General features: G+C 65.5%; 19 protein-coding genes. 6 read left to right on the forward strand and 13 right to left on the reverse strand.

The window, feature by feature from the left end; genetic code table 11:
- Positions 1 to 58 precede the first annotated feature (58 nt).
- From ASE52_RS24455 to queA, 3 genes are all read left to right on the forward strand, one after another.
- Positions 59 to 1,339, forward strand: coding sequence for an HD-GYP domain-containing protein (locus tag ASE52_RS24455; protein WP_057229942.1), 1,281 nt, complete (start codon positions 59 to 61; stop codon positions 1,337 to 1,339).
- A gap of 4 nt (positions 1,340 to 1,343) precedes the next feature.
- Entirely contained in the window at positions 1,344 to 2,300 is a 957-nt protein-coding gene (locus ASE52_RS24460) for a 1-phosphofructokinase family hexose kinase (RefSeq protein ID WP_057229946.1), read from the forward strand.
- Between the two features lie 101 nt (positions 2,301 to 2,401).
- A complete protein-coding gene (gene queA / locus ASE52_RS24465) occupies positions 2,402 to 3,562 on the forward strand; it encodes a tRNA preQ1(34) S-adenosylmethionine ribosyltransferase-isomerase QueA (protein ID WP_057229947.1) in 1,161 nt (386 codons plus the stop codon).
- Between the two features lie 18 nt (positions 3,563 to 3,580).
- Here the strand turns inward: queA and ASE52_RS24470 are convergent, their stop codons facing one another.
- The 3 genes from ASE52_RS24470 to ASE52_RS24480 are packed head-to-tail and all read right to left on the reverse strand — an operon-like array spanning position 3,581 to position 5,177.
- A complete protein-coding gene (locus tag ASE52_RS24470) occupies positions 3,581 to 4,297 on the reverse strand; it encodes a hypothetical protein (protein ID WP_140426333.1) in 717 nt (238 codons plus the stop codon).
- A 28-nt stretch (positions 4,298 to 4,325) separates the two neighbouring features.
- Positions 4,326 to 4,565 carry a helix-turn-helix transcriptional regulator gene (locus tag ASE52_RS24475; protein ID WP_010466376.1) on the reverse strand — a complete coding sequence of 80 codons (240 nt, stop codon included), beginning with the start codon at positions 4,563 to 4,565 and terminating at the stop codon, positions 4,326 to 4,328.
- 12 nt (positions 4,566 to 4,577) lie between these two features.
- Positions 4,578 to 5,177, reverse strand: a complete 600-nt coding sequence (locus tag ASE52_RS24480; protein ID WP_081474698.1) for a DUF2975 domain-containing protein — start codon at positions 5,175 to 5,177, stop codon at positions 4,578 to 4,580.
- Positions 5,178 to 5,291: 114 nt separating this feature from the next.
- On the opposite strand from ASE52_RS24480, the gene ASE52_RS24485 reads away from it, so the two are divergent.
- The gene (locus ASE52_RS24485) at positions 5,292 to 5,882 is read left to right on the forward strand and encodes a hypothetical protein (RefSeq protein ID WP_057229953.1); all 591 of its coding nucleotides are present in this window, start codon (positions 5,292 to 5,294) and stop codon (positions 5,880 to 5,882) included.
- A 13-nt stretch (positions 5,883 to 5,895) separates the two neighbouring features.
- On the opposite strand, the gene ASE52_RS24490 is transcribed toward ASE52_RS24485, so the two are convergent.
- The 9 genes from ASE52_RS24490 to trpE form a co-directional block, all read right to left on the reverse strand.
- Positions 5,896 to 6,612, reverse strand: a complete 717-nt coding sequence (locus ASE52_RS24490; protein ID WP_057230082.1) for a uracil-DNA glycosylase — start codon at positions 6,610 to 6,612, stop codon at positions 5,896 to 5,898.
- A gap of 69 nt (positions 6,613 to 6,681) precedes the next feature.
- A complete protein-coding gene (trpC, locus tag ASE52_RS24495; protein WP_057229955.1) occupies positions 6,682 to 7,482 on the reverse strand; it encodes an indole-3-glycerol phosphate synthase TrpC in 801 nt (266 codons plus the stop codon).
- A gap of 68 nt (positions 7,483 to 7,550) precedes the next feature.
- A complete protein-coding gene (locus ASE52_RS25880) occupies positions 7,551 to 8,177 on the reverse strand; it encodes a hypothetical protein (protein ID WP_140426334.1) in 627 nt (208 codons plus the stop codon).
- Between the two features lie 115 nt (positions 8,178 to 8,292).
- Complete coding sequence (trpD, locus tag ASE52_RS24500) at positions 8,293 to 9,324, reverse strand: anthranilate phosphoribosyltransferase (protein WP_057229958.1); 1,032 nt, start codon at positions 9,322 to 9,324, stop codon at positions 8,293 to 8,295.
- A 17-nt stretch (positions 9,325 to 9,341) separates the two neighbouring features.
- Entirely contained in the window at positions 9,342 to 10,007 is a 666-nt protein-coding gene (locus tag ASE52_RS24505; RefSeq protein WP_057229961.1) for a LysE family translocator, read from the reverse strand.
- Between the two features lie 8 nt (positions 10,008 to 10,015).
- A complete protein-coding gene (locus tag ASE52_RS24510; protein ID WP_057229963.1) occupies positions 10,016 to 10,522 on the reverse strand; it encodes a DinB family protein in 507 nt (168 codons plus the stop codon).
- Positions 10,519 to 11,103: an aminodeoxychorismate/anthranilate synthase component II gene (locus tag ASE52_RS24515; RefSeq protein WP_057229964.1), complete on the reverse strand. Its 585-nt coding sequence runs from the start codon at positions 11,101 to 11,103 to the stop codon at positions 10,519 to 10,521. The genes ASE52_RS24510 and ASE52_RS24515 overlap by 4 nt, the downstream gene beginning before the upstream one ends.
- Positions 11,100 to 11,435: a chorismate mutase gene (locus ASE52_RS24520; RefSeq protein WP_010466386.1), complete on the reverse strand. Its 336-nt coding sequence runs from the start codon at positions 11,433 to 11,435 to the stop codon at positions 11,100 to 11,102. Before ASE52_RS24520 ends, ASE52_RS24515 begins: the two co-directional genes overlap by 4 nt.
- Positions 11,432 to 12,931 (reverse strand): anthranilate synthase component I, encoded by a 1,500-nt coding sequence (trpE, locus tag ASE52_RS24525; RefSeq protein ID WP_057230083.1) that lies wholly within the window; start codon positions 12,929 to 12,931, stop codon positions 11,432 to 11,434. The genes ASE52_RS24520 and trpE overlap by 4 nt, the downstream gene beginning before the upstream one ends.
- 366 nt (positions 12,932 to 13,297) lie before the next feature.
- Between trpE and ASE52_RS24530 the strand changes: the two genes are divergently transcribed.
- Positions 13,298 to 13,885, forward strand: coding sequence for a chalcone isomerase family protein (locus tag ASE52_RS24530; RefSeq protein ID WP_010466388.1), 588 nt, complete (start codon positions 13,298 to 13,300; stop codon positions 13,883 to 13,885).
- 263 nt (positions 13,886 to 14,148) lie between these two features.
- On the forward strand, positions 14,149 to 15,798 hold the full coding sequence (locus ASE52_RS24535; RefSeq protein ID WP_057229966.1) for a methyl-accepting chemotaxis protein: 1,650 nt from the start codon (positions 14,149 to 14,151) through the stop codon (positions 15,796 to 15,798).
- Between the two features lie 25 nt (positions 15,799 to 15,823).
- Here the strand turns inward: ASE52_RS24535 and gph are convergent, their stop codons facing one another.
- The gene (gph, locus tag ASE52_RS24540) at positions 15,824 to 16,528 is read right to left on the reverse strand and encodes a phosphoglycolate phosphatase (RefSeq protein ID WP_057229968.1); all 705 of its coding nucleotides are present in this window, start codon (positions 16,526 to 16,528) and stop codon (positions 15,824 to 15,826) included.
- Between the last annotated feature and the right edge of the window lie 41 nt (positions 16,529 to 16,569).

A 16,569-nucleotide genomic window follows, 5' to 3' on the forward strand; every position in this document is an offset into this window, starting at 1 on the left:
TGGTTACCGTTGCTCACACCTGAAGGCGGGCGTTTTTTCCGAGCCCAGGGTTCTCGTCATGCTCAAGCGCATCCACATTCAACATCTCACCCTGGGCATGTATCTGCACGAGTTCTGCGGCTCGTGGATGGACCACCCCTTCTGGCGGGCCAAGTTCCTGCTCAAGGAACCCAAGGACCTGGCCCGCATCCAGGCCACGGCGATCCAGGAATGCTGGATTGACACCAGCAAGGGGCTGGACGTGGCGCCCGGCACCGTGTCGGTGTCGCGCGAAGAGGCCGACGCCCAGATTGACACCGACTTCAGCCGCCTGGAGGATCTGCCCCCCCTCAAGGTCACGCTGCCGCCTCCTCCACCGCCGCCGAAGCGGGACCGCAAGCCCACGGACATGGCCAGCGAACTCAAGATGGCCGCCGCGATCTGCGTGAAGTCCAAGCAGGCCGTGGTCTCGATGTTCAATGAGGCCCGCCTGGGCCGCGCGGTGGATTCGGCGGGCGCACAGAGCCTGGTGGAAGAGATTTCGGATTCCGTCACCCGCAACCCAGGCGCGCTCATCAGCCTGGCGCGCCTGAAGACGGCCGACGACTACACCTACATGCATTCGGTGGCCGTGTGCGCGCTCATGGTCGCGCTGGCGCAGCAGCTCAAGCTCAAGGACGAGCAGCAGCGGCTGGCCGGCATGGCGGGCCTGCTGCACGACCTGGGCAAGGCGGCCATTCCGCTGACTGTGCTCAACAAGCCCGGCAAGCTCACCGACCAGGAGTTCACCGTGGTGCGCAGCCACCCGGTAGAAGGCTTTCACATGCTCAAGGAAGGCGGCAACGTGCCCGACGCCGTGCTGGATGCCTGCCTGCACCACCATGAAAAGGTCGATGGGTCGGGCTACCCCAACAAGCTCCAGGGTGAGGGCATCAGCGTGATCGCGCGCATGACGGCCGTCTGCGACGTGTACGACGCCATCACCTCCGACCGGCCCTACAAGCGCGGCTGGGACCCCGCCGAGTCGCTGCGCCGCATGGCCGAGTGGACCACGGACCATTTCGACGCCCGCATCTTCCAGGCCTTTGTCAAAAGCATCGGCATCTACCCTGTGGGCTCCCTCGTGCGCCTGACCTCAGGGCGCATCGGCGTGGTCACCGAACAATCGGCCGCCGCGCTCACCGCCCCCACGGTCAAGGTGTTCTTCTCGACCAAGTCCGACCTGCGCATCCCGCCCGAAATGGTGGATCTGTCCGCGCCGCACTGCAACGAAAAAATCGTGGCGCGCGAAGACCCCGACAAGTGGCGCTTTCCGGACCTGAACGAGCTGTGGTCGGGCTTTGCCGAAAAAGTCTGGTAGCCCCATGCCCACGCTGACCACCCTCACGCTGAACCCCGCCCTCGACCTGGCCACCACCACCGGCCACGTTGCGCCCACCCACAAGCTGCGCTGCGGCCCGGTGCAGCGCTTTGCGGGTGGCGGCGGCATCAACGTGGCGCGCGTGCTGCACCGCCTGGGCGCTGATGTGCTGGCCTGGGCGCTGGCGGGCGGCGCGGCGGGCGCACAGGTACGGCAGTTGCTGGCCGACGAGGGCGTGCCCACGGTGCTGCAACCCATTGCAGGCGATACGCGCGAGAACTTCTCGGTGGTCGAGACCACCACGGGCCAGGAGTTTCGTTTTGTGCTGCCCGGCCCCACGCTGCAACCCGCCGAATGGCAGGCCTGCCTGGATACGCTGACGGCACAACTGCCGCCGCCGCGCTGGCTGATCGCCAGCGGCAGCCTGCCGCCCGGCACACCCGAAAACTTCTACGCCCAGCTGGCGCGGGCCCTGTCCGTCCGGGGGGTGCGTGTGGCCATCGACACCTCGGGCCCACCGCTGGCGGCTGCGCTGCAGGCCGGGGTGGCCCTGGTCAAGCCCAGCCTGCGCGAACTGCGCGAGGTGGTGCGGCAACCGCTGGAGCATGCGGCGGACTGGTGCGCCGCCGCCCAGTCGCTGGTGCACAGCGGCGCCGCCGAGATAGTGGCCCTGTCGGTGGGCGAACAAGGTGCCGTGCTGGCCACGCGCGAGGGCGTGTGGCAGGCGCCCGCCCTCAATGTGCCCGCCACCACGGGCACCACGGGCGCGGGCGACTGTTTCCTGGCGGCCCTGGTGTGGGCGCTGGACCGGGGCGACGCCCCTGCCGAGGCCCTGCGCTGGGGCGTGGCTGCAGGGGCCGCTGCCCTGCTGCACCCTGGCACGACACTGGCCCAGGCCGACGATGTGCAGCAGCTGGTGCACCACGTGCCGGCACCGGTTGGGTTCGCCACGCAGCCATAGCGACAGCCATCGCCGCACCCGGCGGGCCTCACAGCCACGTGGGACAATCGCGCCCTCCGCAATTTTTACCTTGGCACGGGCCCGTTCGGCCCTCAAGCACGATGACTGATCTCTCCCCCGGCGCATCCAGCGCACCGCTGGCCACCAGCGCGCCCCACGCCCCGCGCGTCTTCACCCTCAGCGACTTCGATTTCTCGCTGCCCCCCGAACTCATCGCCCAGCATCCGGCCCCCGAGCGCAGCGCCTCGCGCCTGCTCGACGGCCGTGCCATGCAGCCCGTGGACCGCATCTTTCGCGAGCTGCCCGGACTGCTGCGCGAGGGCGACCTGCTGGTGTTCAACGACACGCGCGTGGTCAAGGCGCGCATCTTTGGCGAGAAGGCCAGCGGCGGCAAGCTGGAACTCCTGATCGAGCGCGTGCTGCCCGCCGAGGCGGGCAACCCCGGCAACGAAGTCGTGGCCCACATGAAGGTCAGCAAGAAGCCCCTGCCCGGCAGCACCGTGCACATGGCCGGGGGCCGCAAGGCGGGTGGTTTTGACGCGATGCTGCTGGGCCGCTGGCCCACCGAGGACGGCCCGCTGTTCCGCTTCGCGCTGCACGGCCCTGCGGGCGAATCGCCCTGGGAGCTGATGGACCGCCACGGCCACCTGCCGCTGCCGCCCTACATCGAGCGCCAGCAGAACAACGACCACGACCCTGACGAGGCAGAGGACAGCCAGCGCTACCAGACCGTGTTTGCGCGCGCTCCCGGCGCCGTGGCCGCGCCCACCGCGGCGCTGCACTTTGACGAAGGCGTGCTGGCCGACCTGGCCGCGCGTGGCATCGAACGCGCGAGCGTCACGCTGCATGTGGGCGCGGGCACCTTCCAGCCGTGCAAGACCGAAAATCTGGCCGAACACCAGATGCACAGCGAGTGGTACGAAGTGCCCCTGGCCACGCTGGCGGCGCTGGAACGTTGCCGCCAGCGCGGCGGGCGCGTGGTGGCCGTGGGCACGACCACCGTGCGCACGCTCGAATCCTGGGCCCGCTCGGGCCAGGCCACGGGCGACACCAACATCTTCATCACACCGGGCTTTGCGTTCCAGGTGGTGGATGTGCTGATCACCAATTTCCACCTGCCCAAGAGCACGCTGATGATGCTGGTGAGCGCGTTTGCAGGCTATGCCCACATCATGGGCCTGTACCGGCATGCGATGGCGCAGCAGTACCGCTTCTTCAGCTACGGCGATGCGATGCTGCTGGAGCGCAGCGCGCCGCGCTGACGCCGTTGCGGCACGGCGTCATGGGCAGGTGGTGACTGGCGCCAGTCGGGGCGCGGCTCCCAGCTCGGGCAGGCGGTTGGCCGACGGCACGCGCACGCAGTAGGTGCCAGCGGCGCCCTGGACCCGGGAGACACGGCCCCCATCCGCCCCCACCGACTCGCGCACCGACATTTCATGCCCCATGGGCAAACCGGGTGCAGGTGCCTCCCGCCGTACAGTCAGGGCATCCGGTGCAGGGGAGCCATGGCGCCGCTGCCAGGTGCGCTCCCGCTGCAGCGCACGTGCAATGCTGTCGGCCTCCCACGGTGCAGATGCAGCAGATGCTGGCAGGGGGCTGGATGGGGCGGTTTGAGAAGGCACCGCAGCCTGCGCCGGTGGAGCCGCCCGATCTGCGGCCCCATGGCGCTCGCCGTCCACACCGGCGCCCGCAATTCCCACTGCGGCACGCGCCGCAGGCGCAGGGTCCGTCGGCGCATGGGCAGAGCGGCCCGCCGCCACCGCCGGGTGCCCCAAGGCAGAGCGCGGCAGCACCTGTGCAGCCGCCACCTCAGCCTTCGGCGCACGTGGTGGGGGTGCTGCGGGTGGCGGGGCCATGACCGTCACCCACTGCATCGCGGCTGTGGCGGGCTGCCGCGCGCGTGGCTGGCGCACCTCTTTTTTCATCCACACCGTCAGCAGCGCCGCATGCAGAACCAGGGACAGCGCCACGGCCATCCCCAGGCGCCAGCGGCGCAAGCGACTCCCCAGGCCGAACCGCAACGGCTCAGGCCCCGCGCTGGCCGTCGGTTTCCTCCCCATCGTGCGGCACCCACACCAGCAGGTCGCCCGGCTGGCACTGCAGGTATTCGCAGATGGCCGAAAGCGTCTCGAAGCGCACCCCCTTGACCTTGCCACTCTTGAGCAGAGAAAGGTTGGCCTCGGTGATGCCCACGTGCGCCGCCAGATCGCGCGACTTCACCTTGCGGCGCACCAGCATTTCATCCAGGGTCACAACAATTGGCATGCAGCGCCCCGGTTACACGAACGCATCGGCTTCGGCCTGCAGGCGGCGGCCCTCGGCCAGCACATGGGCCAGCAGCAGCATCATGAGACCCACCACCAGCACGCTCATCTCGAACGATCCGACGCCGAGCGCGATCATCCCGCCGTTCTGGCCCGACGCCAACCACGACAACAACGCCGTCACCCCCACCTGGTAGAGCAGCGACGTCACGAACATCGCCAGAAAGCCCCAACCCACACCGCGAAACCCCCGCACGACCACAGCCCCGAACACCTCACCCGCCAAAAACGTGCGGCAGATGCGGTGCACACACAGCACCACATAAAACATGGCCACAGCGGGAATGCATTCCAAAGCCACCCCCACCCAACGCCACTGCAACTCCATGGACTGCGGCGGTGTCAGGCCCACCAGCAGGGCCTGCGCCGGCACGACCGTCAGTGGCATCCAGCCACCCCAGCCCGCCTCCTGCCCGATGGCCGCCCACCGTGCCAGCGAGAACCCCAGCGACACCAGGGCGCACGCCCAACTGGCCGCCAGCAACCCCCAGGCCAGGCGCCGAAACGAAGAACTTTGGACAGGAGAGACCTGAGAAGTGGCGTGAGAGGACATGATTTTTTCTCAAATTTTTCTGTAAAACAATAATAATATACCGCCATACAGAAATTTTTAAAAACCATGGCCCACCAAAAAAACTCCCCATTCCACCGTCTCTCGCGTTTGTCCTTGTCTTTTGCCCTCGCGGCCTCCCTCCTGGCTGCCTGCGGCAGCGTCCCGGTGTCATCGCTGTGGAAGCTGCGCAGCTTGAACCTGGAAACGCTGGACCCCGCCGCGCTGCGCGCCGCAGTGGTGCACCAGCCTGGCTTGCAGATCCATGGCGACGCGCTGGTGCTGTCGGTCAGCGTGTCGCGCAAAGTGCGCCTGCCCAATGGCAGCACCACCACCGAACTGCTGGAGGAAAAACTGCCGCTCCAAGAACTGCGCAGCACCGCCGAGCGCAGCGCGCTGGCGGACTACGACCGCCCCCAGACGCAAACACAGGTCTGGCGCATCGACCCCGCAGCCCTGCCAAGGCTGCAGGCACTGCGCACGAAGGCGCTGGGATGGAAGGCCACGGACGACGGACGACGCGAGCTGGGCCTGGGGCTGGAACTGGCCGGTTGCCAAAAAGGCGGCGGCAAGACCCGGGCGGTGACCACGCTGATGCGCTTTACCGAACGGGGCGAATACATCCCCATCGTGCGCAACATGGATCTGGCCGAAACCATGCCTGCGGCTGAACTGAAAAAACGCTTTCCGGACTGCCCGGCAGACTAAGAACCTGCGGGTATCAACCCTGGTGCTGCTCGCGAAACGCGCGCGCCTTGCCAAAGTGCCCGTTGCCAATGAAAGGCACGGGCGGGCGCAGCGCCGACAGCGGTGACGGGTGGTTGGACGTGAGCACCAGGTGCCCCCGGTCCTGCGGAATCCAGGCGCGCTTTCCCTGGGCGTGCGAGCCCCAGAGCATGAACACCACCGGGCGCGGGCCTTCGGCCACGTGGCGGATGACGGCGTCGGTCAACTCCTCCCAGCCCTTGCCCGCGTGGCTCGCGGCCTGGCCCTCTTCCACCGTGAGGCCGGTGTTGAGCAGCAACACGCCATTCTTGGCCCACTTCACCAGACTGCCTCCGGGCTCGGGCCACGCCGGGAACGCGGTGCCCAGGTCGCGCTGCATCTCCTTGAAGATGTTGCGCAACGAGGGCGGCAACTGCACGCCCGGCGCCACCGAAAACGCCAGCCCCTCGGCCTGGCCCCGGCCGTGGTAGGGGTCCTGCCCCAGGATGACCACACGTACCTGCTCAGGCGGCGTGAGGTCCAACGCCCGCAGTGGCAGGGGCGGAAAAATCGCCGCCCCCGCCTGCAGCCGTGCTTGCAAGAACGCGAGCAACGCCTGCCCACGGGCACCGGCAAAAAAAGCGTTCACCAAAGGCTGCCAGCCCGGTGCCACAGGCCAGTCGGCGGGGTTGGCGCTTTGGAGCTGGGAGGGAGGCTGAGCTGATGAATTCATGGCAAAAATGGCCACCAGCGCTTTATGGACAGGCGCAAATAGCTATCAAAATAATAGTATTCATTCCCATCAGGCAAACAGCTTAGCCAGCGCCAGGCCCGGGTCATCCGCCCGCATGAACGCCTCGCCCACCAGGAAGGCGTGCACGCCCGCATCGCGCATGGTCTTCACATCCTGGGGCTTGAGGATGCCCGATTCGGTGACCAGCAGCCGGTCCGATGGCACGTCCTTGAGCATGGCCAGTGTGGTGTCGAGCGTGACCTCGAACGTGCGCAGGTTGCGGTTGTTGATGCCCACCAGCGGGGTCTTGAGCTTCAAGGCGCGTTCCAGCTCGGGGCGGTCATGCACCTCCACCAGCACCGCCATGTCCAGGCTGCGGGCAATGGCCTCGAAGTCGGCCATCTGGGCGTCGTCCAGGCTGGCCGCAATCAGCAAGATGGCATCGGCGCCCATGGCCCGCGATTCGTAGATCTGGTACGCATCCACCATGAAATCCTTGCGCAGCACGGGAAGCAAGGTGCTGGCGCGGGCTTGTTTCAGGTAGTCGGGCTGGCCCTGGAAGAACTGGCGATCCGTCAGCACCGACAGGCAGGCCGCGCTGACCTTGCCATCGCCTTCCATATAGCTCTGGGCGATGTCGGCCGGCTCGAAATCGGCGCGCAGCACGCCTTTGGATGGGCTGGCCTTCTTGATCTCGGCAATCACCGCCGCCTGGCCCTTGGCGATCTTGGCGCGCAAGGCGCCCTCAAAGTCGCGCGTGAGCACGCGGCTCTCGGCGTCGGCGCGCATGGCGTCGAGGGACAGGCGCTTTTTGGCGGCGGCCACTTCTTCGTGCTTGACGGCGACGATTTTGTTGAGGATGTCAGACATTGGTTGAACCTTCACGATATTTGCGGATGAAGTTGTCGGATAGGCGGAATCGCCCAAGCAGAACAATGCTAACGAGCACCATATGAAGCGCGCTTCGTCGCGGCTTTTTGCGCAAGAAGTGGTGCACCGGAGCGCCGAATGCCCAGTCGTTCCACTAAACGGTTCACACACCGGTTGAGTATCTCCACGTCCGCTGCATTGCCGCTCTGCAGCTGTACTACGGTGAGCGCCGCGATGGGTCCTTTGCGCGCATGGCGTAACTCCAGCTGGAACGAGAGACTTCGTTCTGAATCTCCGCCATTCAAGTAACACCCCAGGCTGTGCTCGGCCCCCAAATCAATGGCCTGCTGCTGAGCTAGGCCCACCGGCGTGAGCGTCCTTCGTTGAAAGTCAACCTCCCAACCACGCCTTCTGTCACGCTGCTGAGCTCTCCTGAATGACAAGGTTGCACCGGCAACGCAGCAGCATATTAATAGGCCACAGGCAAGCGCCACCATGCCGCGAAGATCAAGCAAGAATAACGCTTGCACCCACAGGACAACGCCCACCATCGCAGTACCCCAAAACACCGACCACGCGCCCACCCCCTGCCCAAGTAGCTGCAACGGGAGCCACACCCGAGGTTGCTGCTCAATGGCAGAAGCCCAAGTTTTCAAGCTGCGCTGGCGCACCAGCGGGCGCACGGTCTCATTCATAGCGCGCCTTTAGGCAACGTATACCTACACACCATTGATCGCCAACGTGAAGCGCGTCGCAAAGGATGCCCACGGACCAACTCAGGGCTCTGCTTCAGCTTCATTGAGGCAGCGCTCAGACCGCCAGCGCGTGCGTGCGCGTAACCACCTGCTCCAGCTTGGCCAGCGCGGCGCCCGAGGCAATTGCGGCGCGGGCCTTGGCCAGACCTGCGGGCACCGAATCGACCACATTGGCCGCATACAGCGCCACACCGGCGTTCAAGCAGACGATGTCCTGCGCGGCGCCGGGCTCGCCCTTGAGCACGCCGATCAACATATCGCGCGATTGTTCGGGCGTCTCGACCTTGAGCGCGCGGTTGCTCGCCATCGGGAGGCCAAAGTCCTCGGGGTGGATTTCGTATTCGGTGATCTGGCCGTTTTTCAGCTCGCCCACCAGTGTGGCGGCGCCCAGGCTGACTTCGTCCATGCCATCACGGCCGTACACCACCAGCGCGTGCTCGGCGCCCAGGCGCTGCAGAGCGCGCACCTGGATGCCGACGAGGTCGGGGTGGAACACGCCCATGAGGATGTTGGGCGCACCCGCCGGGTTGGTGAGCGGGCCCAGGATATTGAAGATGGTGCGCACGCCGAGCTCCTTGCGCACCGGGGCCACATTTTTCATGGCCGGGTGGTGGTTGGGCGCGAACATGAAACCAATGCCCACCTCGGCGATGCACTGGGCGATCTGCTCGGGCTTGAGGTTGATGTGGATGCCCAGGGCCTCCATCACGTCGGCACTGCCGCTCTTGCTGGACACGCCCCGCCCACCGTGTTTGCTGACCTTGGCGCCCGCTGCGGCGGCCACGAACATTGAGCAGGTGGAGATGTTGAAGGTGTTGGCGCCGTCGCCGCCCGTGCCCACGATGTCCACCATGTGGGTCGCGTCCTTGACGTGCACCTTGGTGCTGAACTCGCGCATCACCTGCGCGGCAGCAGTGATCTCGCCGATGGTTTCCTTCTTCACGCGCAGGCCGGTGATGATGGAAGCGGTCATGACCGGCGACAGCTCGCCGTTCATGATGAGGCGCATCAGGTGCAGCATCTCATCGTGGAAGATTTCGCGGTGCTCGATGGTGCGCTGCAGCGCTTCCTGGGGGGTAATGGGCATGGAATGTCTCCTGGTATTTATGCAGAGGGCTGGTCTGTGAAGGCCAGCTTAAGCCCGAAGCCGATGAACATGGCACCCGCCACGCGGTCCAGCCAGTGCATGCCGCGCTGGATCAATGTGGCGCGCCGTGCCATCCACGAAGCGGCCAGCGCCCAGCCCACATTGACGGGGATGGCGTTTACGTTGAACAGCACGCCCAGCAGCACAAAGGCCAGCGCCTTGTTGTCGGTGCCCGGAGCGATGAACTGCGGCACAAAGGCCAGGAAGAAGATGGCGACCTTGGGATTGAGCACATTGGTCCAGAAGCCCCCCAGGAACACCTTGCGAAGCGGTGTGTGGTGTGCAGGTGCCGCCTGCGCTGCCACCAGGGCGGCACTGCTTCCGCCCTCTGCAGCTGCCTTGGCAAACAGCATGCGCACGCCCATCCACATCAGATAGGCGGCGCCCACCCACTTGAGCACAGTGAACGCCGTCGCCGACGTGGCCAGCAGCGCCCCCACACCCACCGCAGCCGCGAAGATGTGCACAAAACATCCGGCCGTGATGCCCAGCCCCGCCACAATGCCCGCGCGTGTGCCGGACTTGAGCGCGTTGGTGACGATGTAAAGCACATCAGGCCCGGGCGTGAGGTTGAGCAACCAGCCTGCGGCAATGAACATGAGCAGTTGATGGATTTCAGGCATGGTGATGTCTACCAGCGGCGGCCGGGTTCCAGTCGGTGCAAGAAGGTCGTCAGCGAATCACGCGGAGGCTGCACCGCATGCGTGGCCAGAATACGGCCCGCAGCCCCCCGGTGGTAAGTGCCATGCACGACGATGTGGTTCAGGATCTCGCTGCGCGACATGCTGCCCGTGTCGCCATCGGTGAAGCGAAACGCCACACGTTCGGCAAGCTGCGCATCGCCCAGCCCGCCCACGTACTGCAGATACCAGTCGTCCGACGCGCGGATGGCTTGGCGCAAGGCATCGATCGATGGCGTTTCTTCGGTATTGGTGGCCGCATAAGCGGTCTGCGGGCGACCCGCCAGATGCGCAGCGAAGATCTGGTCCACCACATAGGTGTGGTTCAGGATGCGCACAAACAACCGGTAGTCATCCGCAGGCAATGCGGTTTGCGAGGCCTCGCCAAGCGCCAGCAGCTCCTCATTGGCCCAGCGCTTGTACCCATAGAGCTGCGCGAGGGGGTTTGGCGCAGTCATGCGCGCTGCTCCAGAAAGTTCTTCAGCATGGCGTGGCCGTGCTCGGTCAGGATGCTTTCGGGGTGGAACTGCACGCCTTCGATGGCCAGCGTCTTGTGGCGCACGCCCATGATCTCTCCGTCCTCCGTCCAGGCCGTCACCTCCAGCACATCGGGGCAGGTGGAGCGCTCGATGGACAGCGAGTGGTAGCGGTTGACGGTGAATTGCTCCGGCAGGCCTGCAAACACGCCCTTTTGCGTAGTAGTGATGACGCTGGTCTTGCCATGCATCAGCTGCTGCGCGCGGACGATGGTGCCGCCAAAGGCCGCACCAATGGCCTGGTGTCCCAGGCACACACCCAGGATGGGCAGCTTGCCCGCGAAGTGCTGGATCGCGGCGACCGAGATGCCGGCCTCGGCGGGAGAACAAGGGCCGGGCGAGATGACCAGGCGGTCAAGCTGCCCTGCATTCAGGCGCGCCTCAATGTCGGCCACGGTGATCTCGTCGTTGCGGAACACCTCGACCTCGGCGCCCAGTTCACCAAAGTACTGGACGATGTTGTAGGTGAAGCTGTCGTAGTTATCGACCATCAAGAGTTTCATGCGGCGCTCCCGGCAAGGGCGGGCTCGCGCAGACGGGCGAACTCGCGGTGTTCATAGGCAATGCAGGCTTCCATGAGGCTGCGGTAGATGGCTTCCATCACGTCGGCGTCGCCGCCTTCGGCCAGGGCCTGCTCGCGCACGCGGGCGACGATGGCCTCGATACGGGCTTCGTCGCGCACCTGCTCGGCGCCCTGCTTGATGCGCGCCGCTTGGGTCATGTAGCCCACGCGCTCCACCAGCAGGGGCACCAGCACATCGTCCAGCGCGTTCACTTCGCGGCGCACATCCTGCATGGTGGTGCAGGCCTTCACTTTGGCAATGGCGCGGGTCATTCCAGGCCCTCCTCGACCAGTTCGGCCGCGCGCAGCAGGGCACGGGCCTTGTGTTCGGTTTCTTTCCACTCCAGCTCGGGCACCGAATCGGCCACCACACCGGCGGCGGCCTGCACATACAACGTGCCGTTCTTGATGATGCCGGTGCGGATGGCAATGGCCACGTCCATGTCACCCGCGTAGCTCAGGTAACCACAGGCGCCGCCATACAGGCCGCGCTTGGTGGGTTCGAGCTGGTCGATGAGCTCCATGGCGTGCACCTTGGGTGCGCCAGTCAGCGTGCCCGCCGGGAAGGTGGCCTTGAGCACGTCGATGGCGGTCATGCCGTCGTTCAGGATGCCTTCGACGTTGCTCACGATGTGCATCACGTGGCTGTAGCGCTCCACCGCGAAGGCCTCGGTCACCTTCACGGTCCCGGTCTTGGCGATGCGGCCGATGTCGTTGCGCGCCAGGTCGATCAGCATCACGTGCTCGGCGCGCTCCTTGGGATCGTTGATGAGTTCGATCTCGGCAGCCTTGTCCTTCTCGGGCGTGGCACCGCGCGGGCGCGTACCGGCCAGCGGCCGGATGGTGATCTTCTGCCCGTCCGGCGTGCTCTCCTGGCGCACCAGGATCTCGGGGCTGGCGCCCACCACGTGGAAGTCGCCGAAGTCGTAGAAGTACATGTACGGCGACGGGTTCAGCGAACGCAACGCGCGGTACAGCGACAGGGGCGACTCGGTGTAGCGCTTGTGGATGCGCTGGCCCACCTGCACCTGCATGAAGTCACCGGCGGCGATCAGTTCCTTGGCCCGGTCCACCGCGGCCAGGTAGTCGGCCTTGGCGAAGTCGCGCTGCGCGGGGTGGCCCTCGGTGGGCTTGACCACCGGGGCACTCACCGAGTACTTGAGCTGCTCCTTGAGCTCACGCAGGCGCTTCTTGGCCTTGGCGTACGCCTCGGGTGTGGCCGGGTCGGCGTAGACGATGAGGTAGAGCTTGCCCGAAAGGTTGTCGATGACCGCCAGTTCCTCGCACTGCAGCAGCAGGATGTCGGGGCAGCCCAGGGTGTCGGGTGGGCAGGTGGTCTCGAGCTTCTTCTCGATGTAGCGCACTGCGTCGTAGCCAAAGTAGCCGGCCAGACCGCCGCAAAAGCGCGGCAGGCCGGGCCGCAAAGCCACCTTGAAGCGCTTTTGGTAGGCCTCGATGAAGTCGAGCGGGTTGCCCTCGGCGGTCTCGACCACCTGGCCGTCGGTAACGACCTCGGTGCGCGCCGCAGCCCCGAAGCCGCTGGCGCGCAGCAACGTGCGCGCGGGCAGGCCGATGAAGCTATAGCGCCCGAAGCGCTCGCCGCCCACCACGGATTCGAGCAAAAAGCTGTGTTTGCCGCCATCCTTGGTGTGCGCCAGCTTCAGGTAGAGCGAGAGCGGGGTTTCCAGGTCCGCAAAGGCTTCGGCCATGAGCGGAATGCGGTTGTAGCCTTCGCTGGCCAGGCTTTTGAATTCAAGTTCTGTGATCACGGGGAGAGCTCCCAGCTGTGGCAGCGCGTGCCCCCTGTGCAATGAATAAGGGGTGGCGCTGCGGTCCATTCAATCGGCCCCACCGCACAGGGTGAAGGCCACGGGTGCACGCTGGGGCGGTTGCCCAGGTGCTATCAGGCGTTCAAAGAGGCAGGCCGACGCCAGGGCCAGGCTCCCCGGTCGCTGCAACCTGTGATGAACACGTGATGAATGAACATGGGCCAAAGTGTAGCAAAGCTTTTTTCCCCGCCCGGTGTGACCGCCCTCAACGCGAGATCACACAACCACTCGAAAACCCTGTTGCGGGGCATCGGGAGCGCTGCAACAATTGGAAACGAACGAGCGTTCTTTTTTTAGGAGTTGCGCATGAAGTTCCTTCAGCGATGCGCCGCAGCGGCAGTGGCATGCCTGTTGGCGGCCGGTGCCATTGCCCAGCCCATCACCGTGGCCGACGTCAAATATGAAGAGACAAGCAGCCTGAGCGGCAGCAGCCTTCAGCTCAACGGGGCAGGCGTTCGCTACAAGGCCGTATTCAAGGTGTACACCGCAGGCCTGTACCTCGAAAAAAAGGCCAACACCCCGGCCGACATCATGGCCCAGAAGGGGCCCAAGCGCATGAGCATCACCATGCTGCGCGAGATCGACTCCACCGAGCTGGGCAAGCTGTTCTCGCGCGGCATGGAAGACAACATGGACCGCGCAGCGTTCTCCAAGCTCATCCCAGGCGTGCTGCGCATGAGCCAGATCTTCTCGGACCACAAGAAACTGCAAGCGGGCGACCAGTTCATGATCGATTGGATACCGGGCACCGGCACGGTGATCACGGTCAAGGGCAAGCCCCAGGGCGAGCCGTTCAAGGAGCCTGAATTCTTCAACGCGCTGCTGGGCATCTGGTTGGGCAACACCCCGGCCGACTGGAAGTTGAAGGACGCCCTGCTGGGCAAGCCCGCCTAAAAAAGCCTTGGGACAAACCCCGAAACAAAGTCCCCGGGGGCTGTCCCGCGTCCGACAGACGCACTCCCACCTCGGGAGTAGTCTTTGCATCAGGCAATCGCACCCGCACCAACCCGCCCCCACAACGGCACATCCCTGCGCGCAACCCGCAGCAACCGATGCCACGGCCTGAGCCACGCTTTTCGCGCTACCCGCGCCCCGCAGCGAGCCGTCTGTAACGCCACCTTTCTGCCTCCAGACACCTTTTTGCGCCAGCTACCACCATGAAACTCAGCAACCTTTCCGTCGGCCTGCGCCTGGGCTCGTCCTTTGGGGCCATCCTGCTCATCACGGCGCTGATTGCCGCCACCGGCATGTGGCGCATCGCCAGCCTGCAAGGCGCCAGCGAGCGCGTAGCCACCCAGGAGATCGAGCAACAGACCCTGGTGGAAAACTGGGCTTCGGACATCCGCCTGAACTGGGTGCGCACCGAGGCGTTTCTCAAGGCCATCGACCGTGACTACATGGAGAAGCTCACGGCCGACACGCAGGCCACATCCACCGGCATCGAGACGAAGGTCAAACGCATCGAAGGCCTGGTACAGGGCGACAAGAACCGCGCGCAGCTGGCCACCATCGCCGCTGCCAGCAAGGCCTACACCGACAAGCTCGCCGAAATCCGCGAGCTGCACCGTGGTGGCGAACCCAATGTGCCTGCGCTGGTGGACAAAGACCTGCGCCCCCTGGCTGACAAGTACCTCAAATCCCTCGACGATCTGCGCACCGCCATGGCCGCACAGCTGGCCGACAGCCAGGGTGACACCAGCACGCTGGCCAAGACCAGCCAGGTGCTGCTGGGCGTGGGCACACTGATCGCCGTGGCGCTGGGCGCACTGCTGGCCTTCACCGTCACGCGCTCCATCGTGCAACCCGTACAGCGGGGCAAGCAGGCGGCAGAAAACATTGCCGACGGCGACCTGACCCACCCCATCGAGGCCAATGGCAACGATGAGACCGGGCAACTGCTTCAGGCTCTGGCCACCATGCAATCGCGCCTGGCCACCATCGTTGGCAATGTGCGCCACAGCGCCGAAGGCGTCGCCACCGCCAGCGCCGAAATCGCCTCGGGCAACAACGACTTGTCGGCCCGCACCGAACAGCAAGCGTCGGCCCTGCAGCAGACCGCCGCGTCGATGGAAGAGCTGGGCTCCACCGTGCGCCAGAACGCCGACAACGCGCGCACGGCCAACCAACTGGCCATGAGCGCATCCACCGTGGCCCAACAGGGCGGCGACGTGGTGGCCGAAGTGGTCACGACCATGAAGGGCATCAACGACAGCAGCAAGAAGATCGCCGACATCATCAGCGTGATCGACAGCATCGCCTTCCAGACCAACATCCTGGCCCTGAATGCTGCCGTGGAGGCTGCGCGCGCAGGCGAGCAGGGGCGTGGCTTTGCGGTGGTGGCAGGCGAAGTGCGCAGCCTGGCTGGGCGCAGCGCGGAAGCCGCCAAGGAAATCAAGGGACTGATTGGTACCAGCGTGGAGCGCGTGGAACGCGGCACCGCCCTGGTGGACAAGGCTGGCGCCACGATGACCGAGGTGGTGGGTGCCATCCGGCGCGTGACCGACATCATGAGCGAGATCAGCGCCGCCAGCAGCGAGCAGAGCCAGGGTGTCTCCCAGGTGGGCGAAGCCATCACGCAGATGGACCAGGCCACCCAGCAGAACGCAGCATTGGTAGAGCAAAGCGCAGCGGCGGCCGACAGCCTCAAGACGCAGGCGGGACAGCTGGTGGATGCGGTGGCGGTCTTCCGACTCTCAGCCAGCGCCAGCCGCCACAGCGATGCAATGCCCGCCCCCGTGCGTGGCAACAGCGCCAGCGCCTCCCGGCTGGACTACCGCAGCGTGGCGCCGCGCCAGTTGCCCGCCTGAACACCCAAGCTCGACCGCGGCCAGCTCAGGCCAGCTGCGCCAGCGAATCCACAAACCCGTCGGCATCCACCGCCCGCACGGGCTGGCCGTGGTTATAGCCGTAGGTGACGAGCACCACGGGGCAGCCCGCCGCCCGTGCCGCCTGCGCATCGTTGCTGGAATCACCCAGCATCAGCGTACGCGCGGGGACGGTGCCCAGCGCTTCGCAGGTCTTGATGAGGGGCAGAGGGTCGGGCTTCTTGCGCTCAAACGCGTCGCCGCCAAACACGTTCTTGAAGTACCCGTCGAGCCCCTTGGACTTCAGCAGCGGCAGCGCAAAGTCCGTGGGCTTATTGGTCAGACAGGCCAAGTGCAGTCCCCGGGTGCGCAGCGCCTGCAACCCCACCTCCACGCCGTCGTACACCCCGGCAAACTGGCCATTGATTGCCAGATAGTGGCGCTGATAGCTGGCCCAGGCCGAAGGATAGATTGCTTCAATTTTTATAGCATCTTGCGCACCACCATCAAGCGCCAGCACATGCTTCAGCACTGAACGCAGCAAATGCTCCGAGCCCTTGCCCACCATGTGTTCGATGTGCTGGGCCCCAATGGCCGGCAGGGCCAGCTCACGAAGCATGCGATTGATGGCCTCATTGAAGTCCCCCATGGTGTCCACCATGGTGCCATCCAGGTCCACGATGACGGCGTCCACGCGGGACAGGAGAGAGGCGAACGAGGCGGAGTCGGTCATGGAGAGGATCACGGGCAAAAGAGTACGGAGATCCCAAGTGT

The sequence above is a fragment of the Acidovorax sp. Root275 genome (assembly GCF_001428965.1).
Classification (GTDB): Bacteria; Pseudomonadota; Gammaproteobacteria; order Burkholderiales; family Burkholderiaceae_C; genus Acidovorax; species Acidovorax radicis.

Coding starts and splice junctions, on each gene's coding strand:
- ASE52_RS24455 (WP_057229942.1), top strand. CDS start 59: ATGCTCAAGCGCATCCACATTCAACATCTCACCCTGGGCATGTATCTG.
- ASE52_RS24460 (WP_057229946.1), top strand. CDS start 1,344: ATGCCCACGCTGACCACCCTCACGCTGAACCCCGCCCTCGACCTGGCC.
- queA (WP_057229947.1), top strand. CDS start 2,402: ATGACTGATCTCTCCCCCGGCGCATCCAGCGCACCGCTGGCCACCAGC.
- ASE52_RS24475 (WP_010466376.1), bottom strand. CDS start 4,565: ATGCCAATTGTTGTGACCCTGGATGAAATGCTGGTGCGCCGCAAGGTG.
- ASE52_RS24480 (WP_081474698.1), bottom strand. CDS start 5,177: ATGTCCTCTCACGCCACTTCTCAGGTCTCTCCTGTCCAAAGTTCTTCG.
- ASE52_RS24490 (WP_057230082.1), bottom strand. CDS start 6,612: ATGAATTCATCAGCTCAGCCTCCCTCCCAGCTCCAAAGCGCCAACCCC.
- trpC (WP_057229955.1), bottom strand. CDS start 7,482: ATGTCTGACATCCTCAACAAAATCGTCGCCGTCAAGCACGAAGAAGTG.
- ASE52_RS25880 (WP_140426334.1), bottom strand. CDS start 8,177: ATGAATGAGACCGTGCGCCCGCTGGTGCGCCAGCGCAGCTTGAAAACT.
- trpD (WP_057229958.1), bottom strand. CDS start 9,324: ATGCCCATTACCCCCCAGGAAGCGCTGCAGCGCACCATCGAGCACCGC.
- ASE52_RS24505 (WP_057229961.1), bottom strand. CDS start 10,007: ATGCCTGAAATCCATCAACTGCTCATGTTCATTGCCGCAGGCTGGTTG.
- ASE52_RS24510 (WP_057229963.1), bottom strand. CDS start 10,522: ATGACTGCGCCAAACCCCCTCGCGCAGCTCTATGGGTACAAGCGCTGG.
- ASE52_RS24515 (WP_057229964.1), bottom strand. CDS start 11,103: ATGAAACTCTTGATGGTCGATAACTACGACAGCTTCACCTACAACATC.
- ASE52_RS24520 (WP_010466386.1), bottom strand. CDS start 11,435: ATGACCCGCGCCATTGCCAAAGTGAAGGCCTGCACCACCATGCAGGAT.
- ASE52_RS24530 (WP_010466388.1), top strand. CDS start 13,298: ATGAAGTTCCTTCAGCGATGCGCCGCAGCGGCAGTGGCATGCCTGTTG.
- ASE52_RS24535 (WP_057229966.1), top strand. CDS start 14,149: ATGAAACTCAGCAACCTTTCCGTCGGCCTGCGCCTGGGCTCGTCCTTT.
- gph (WP_057229968.1), bottom strand. CDS start 16,528: ATGACCGACTCCGCCTCGTTCGCCTCTCTCCTGTCCCGCGTGGACGCC.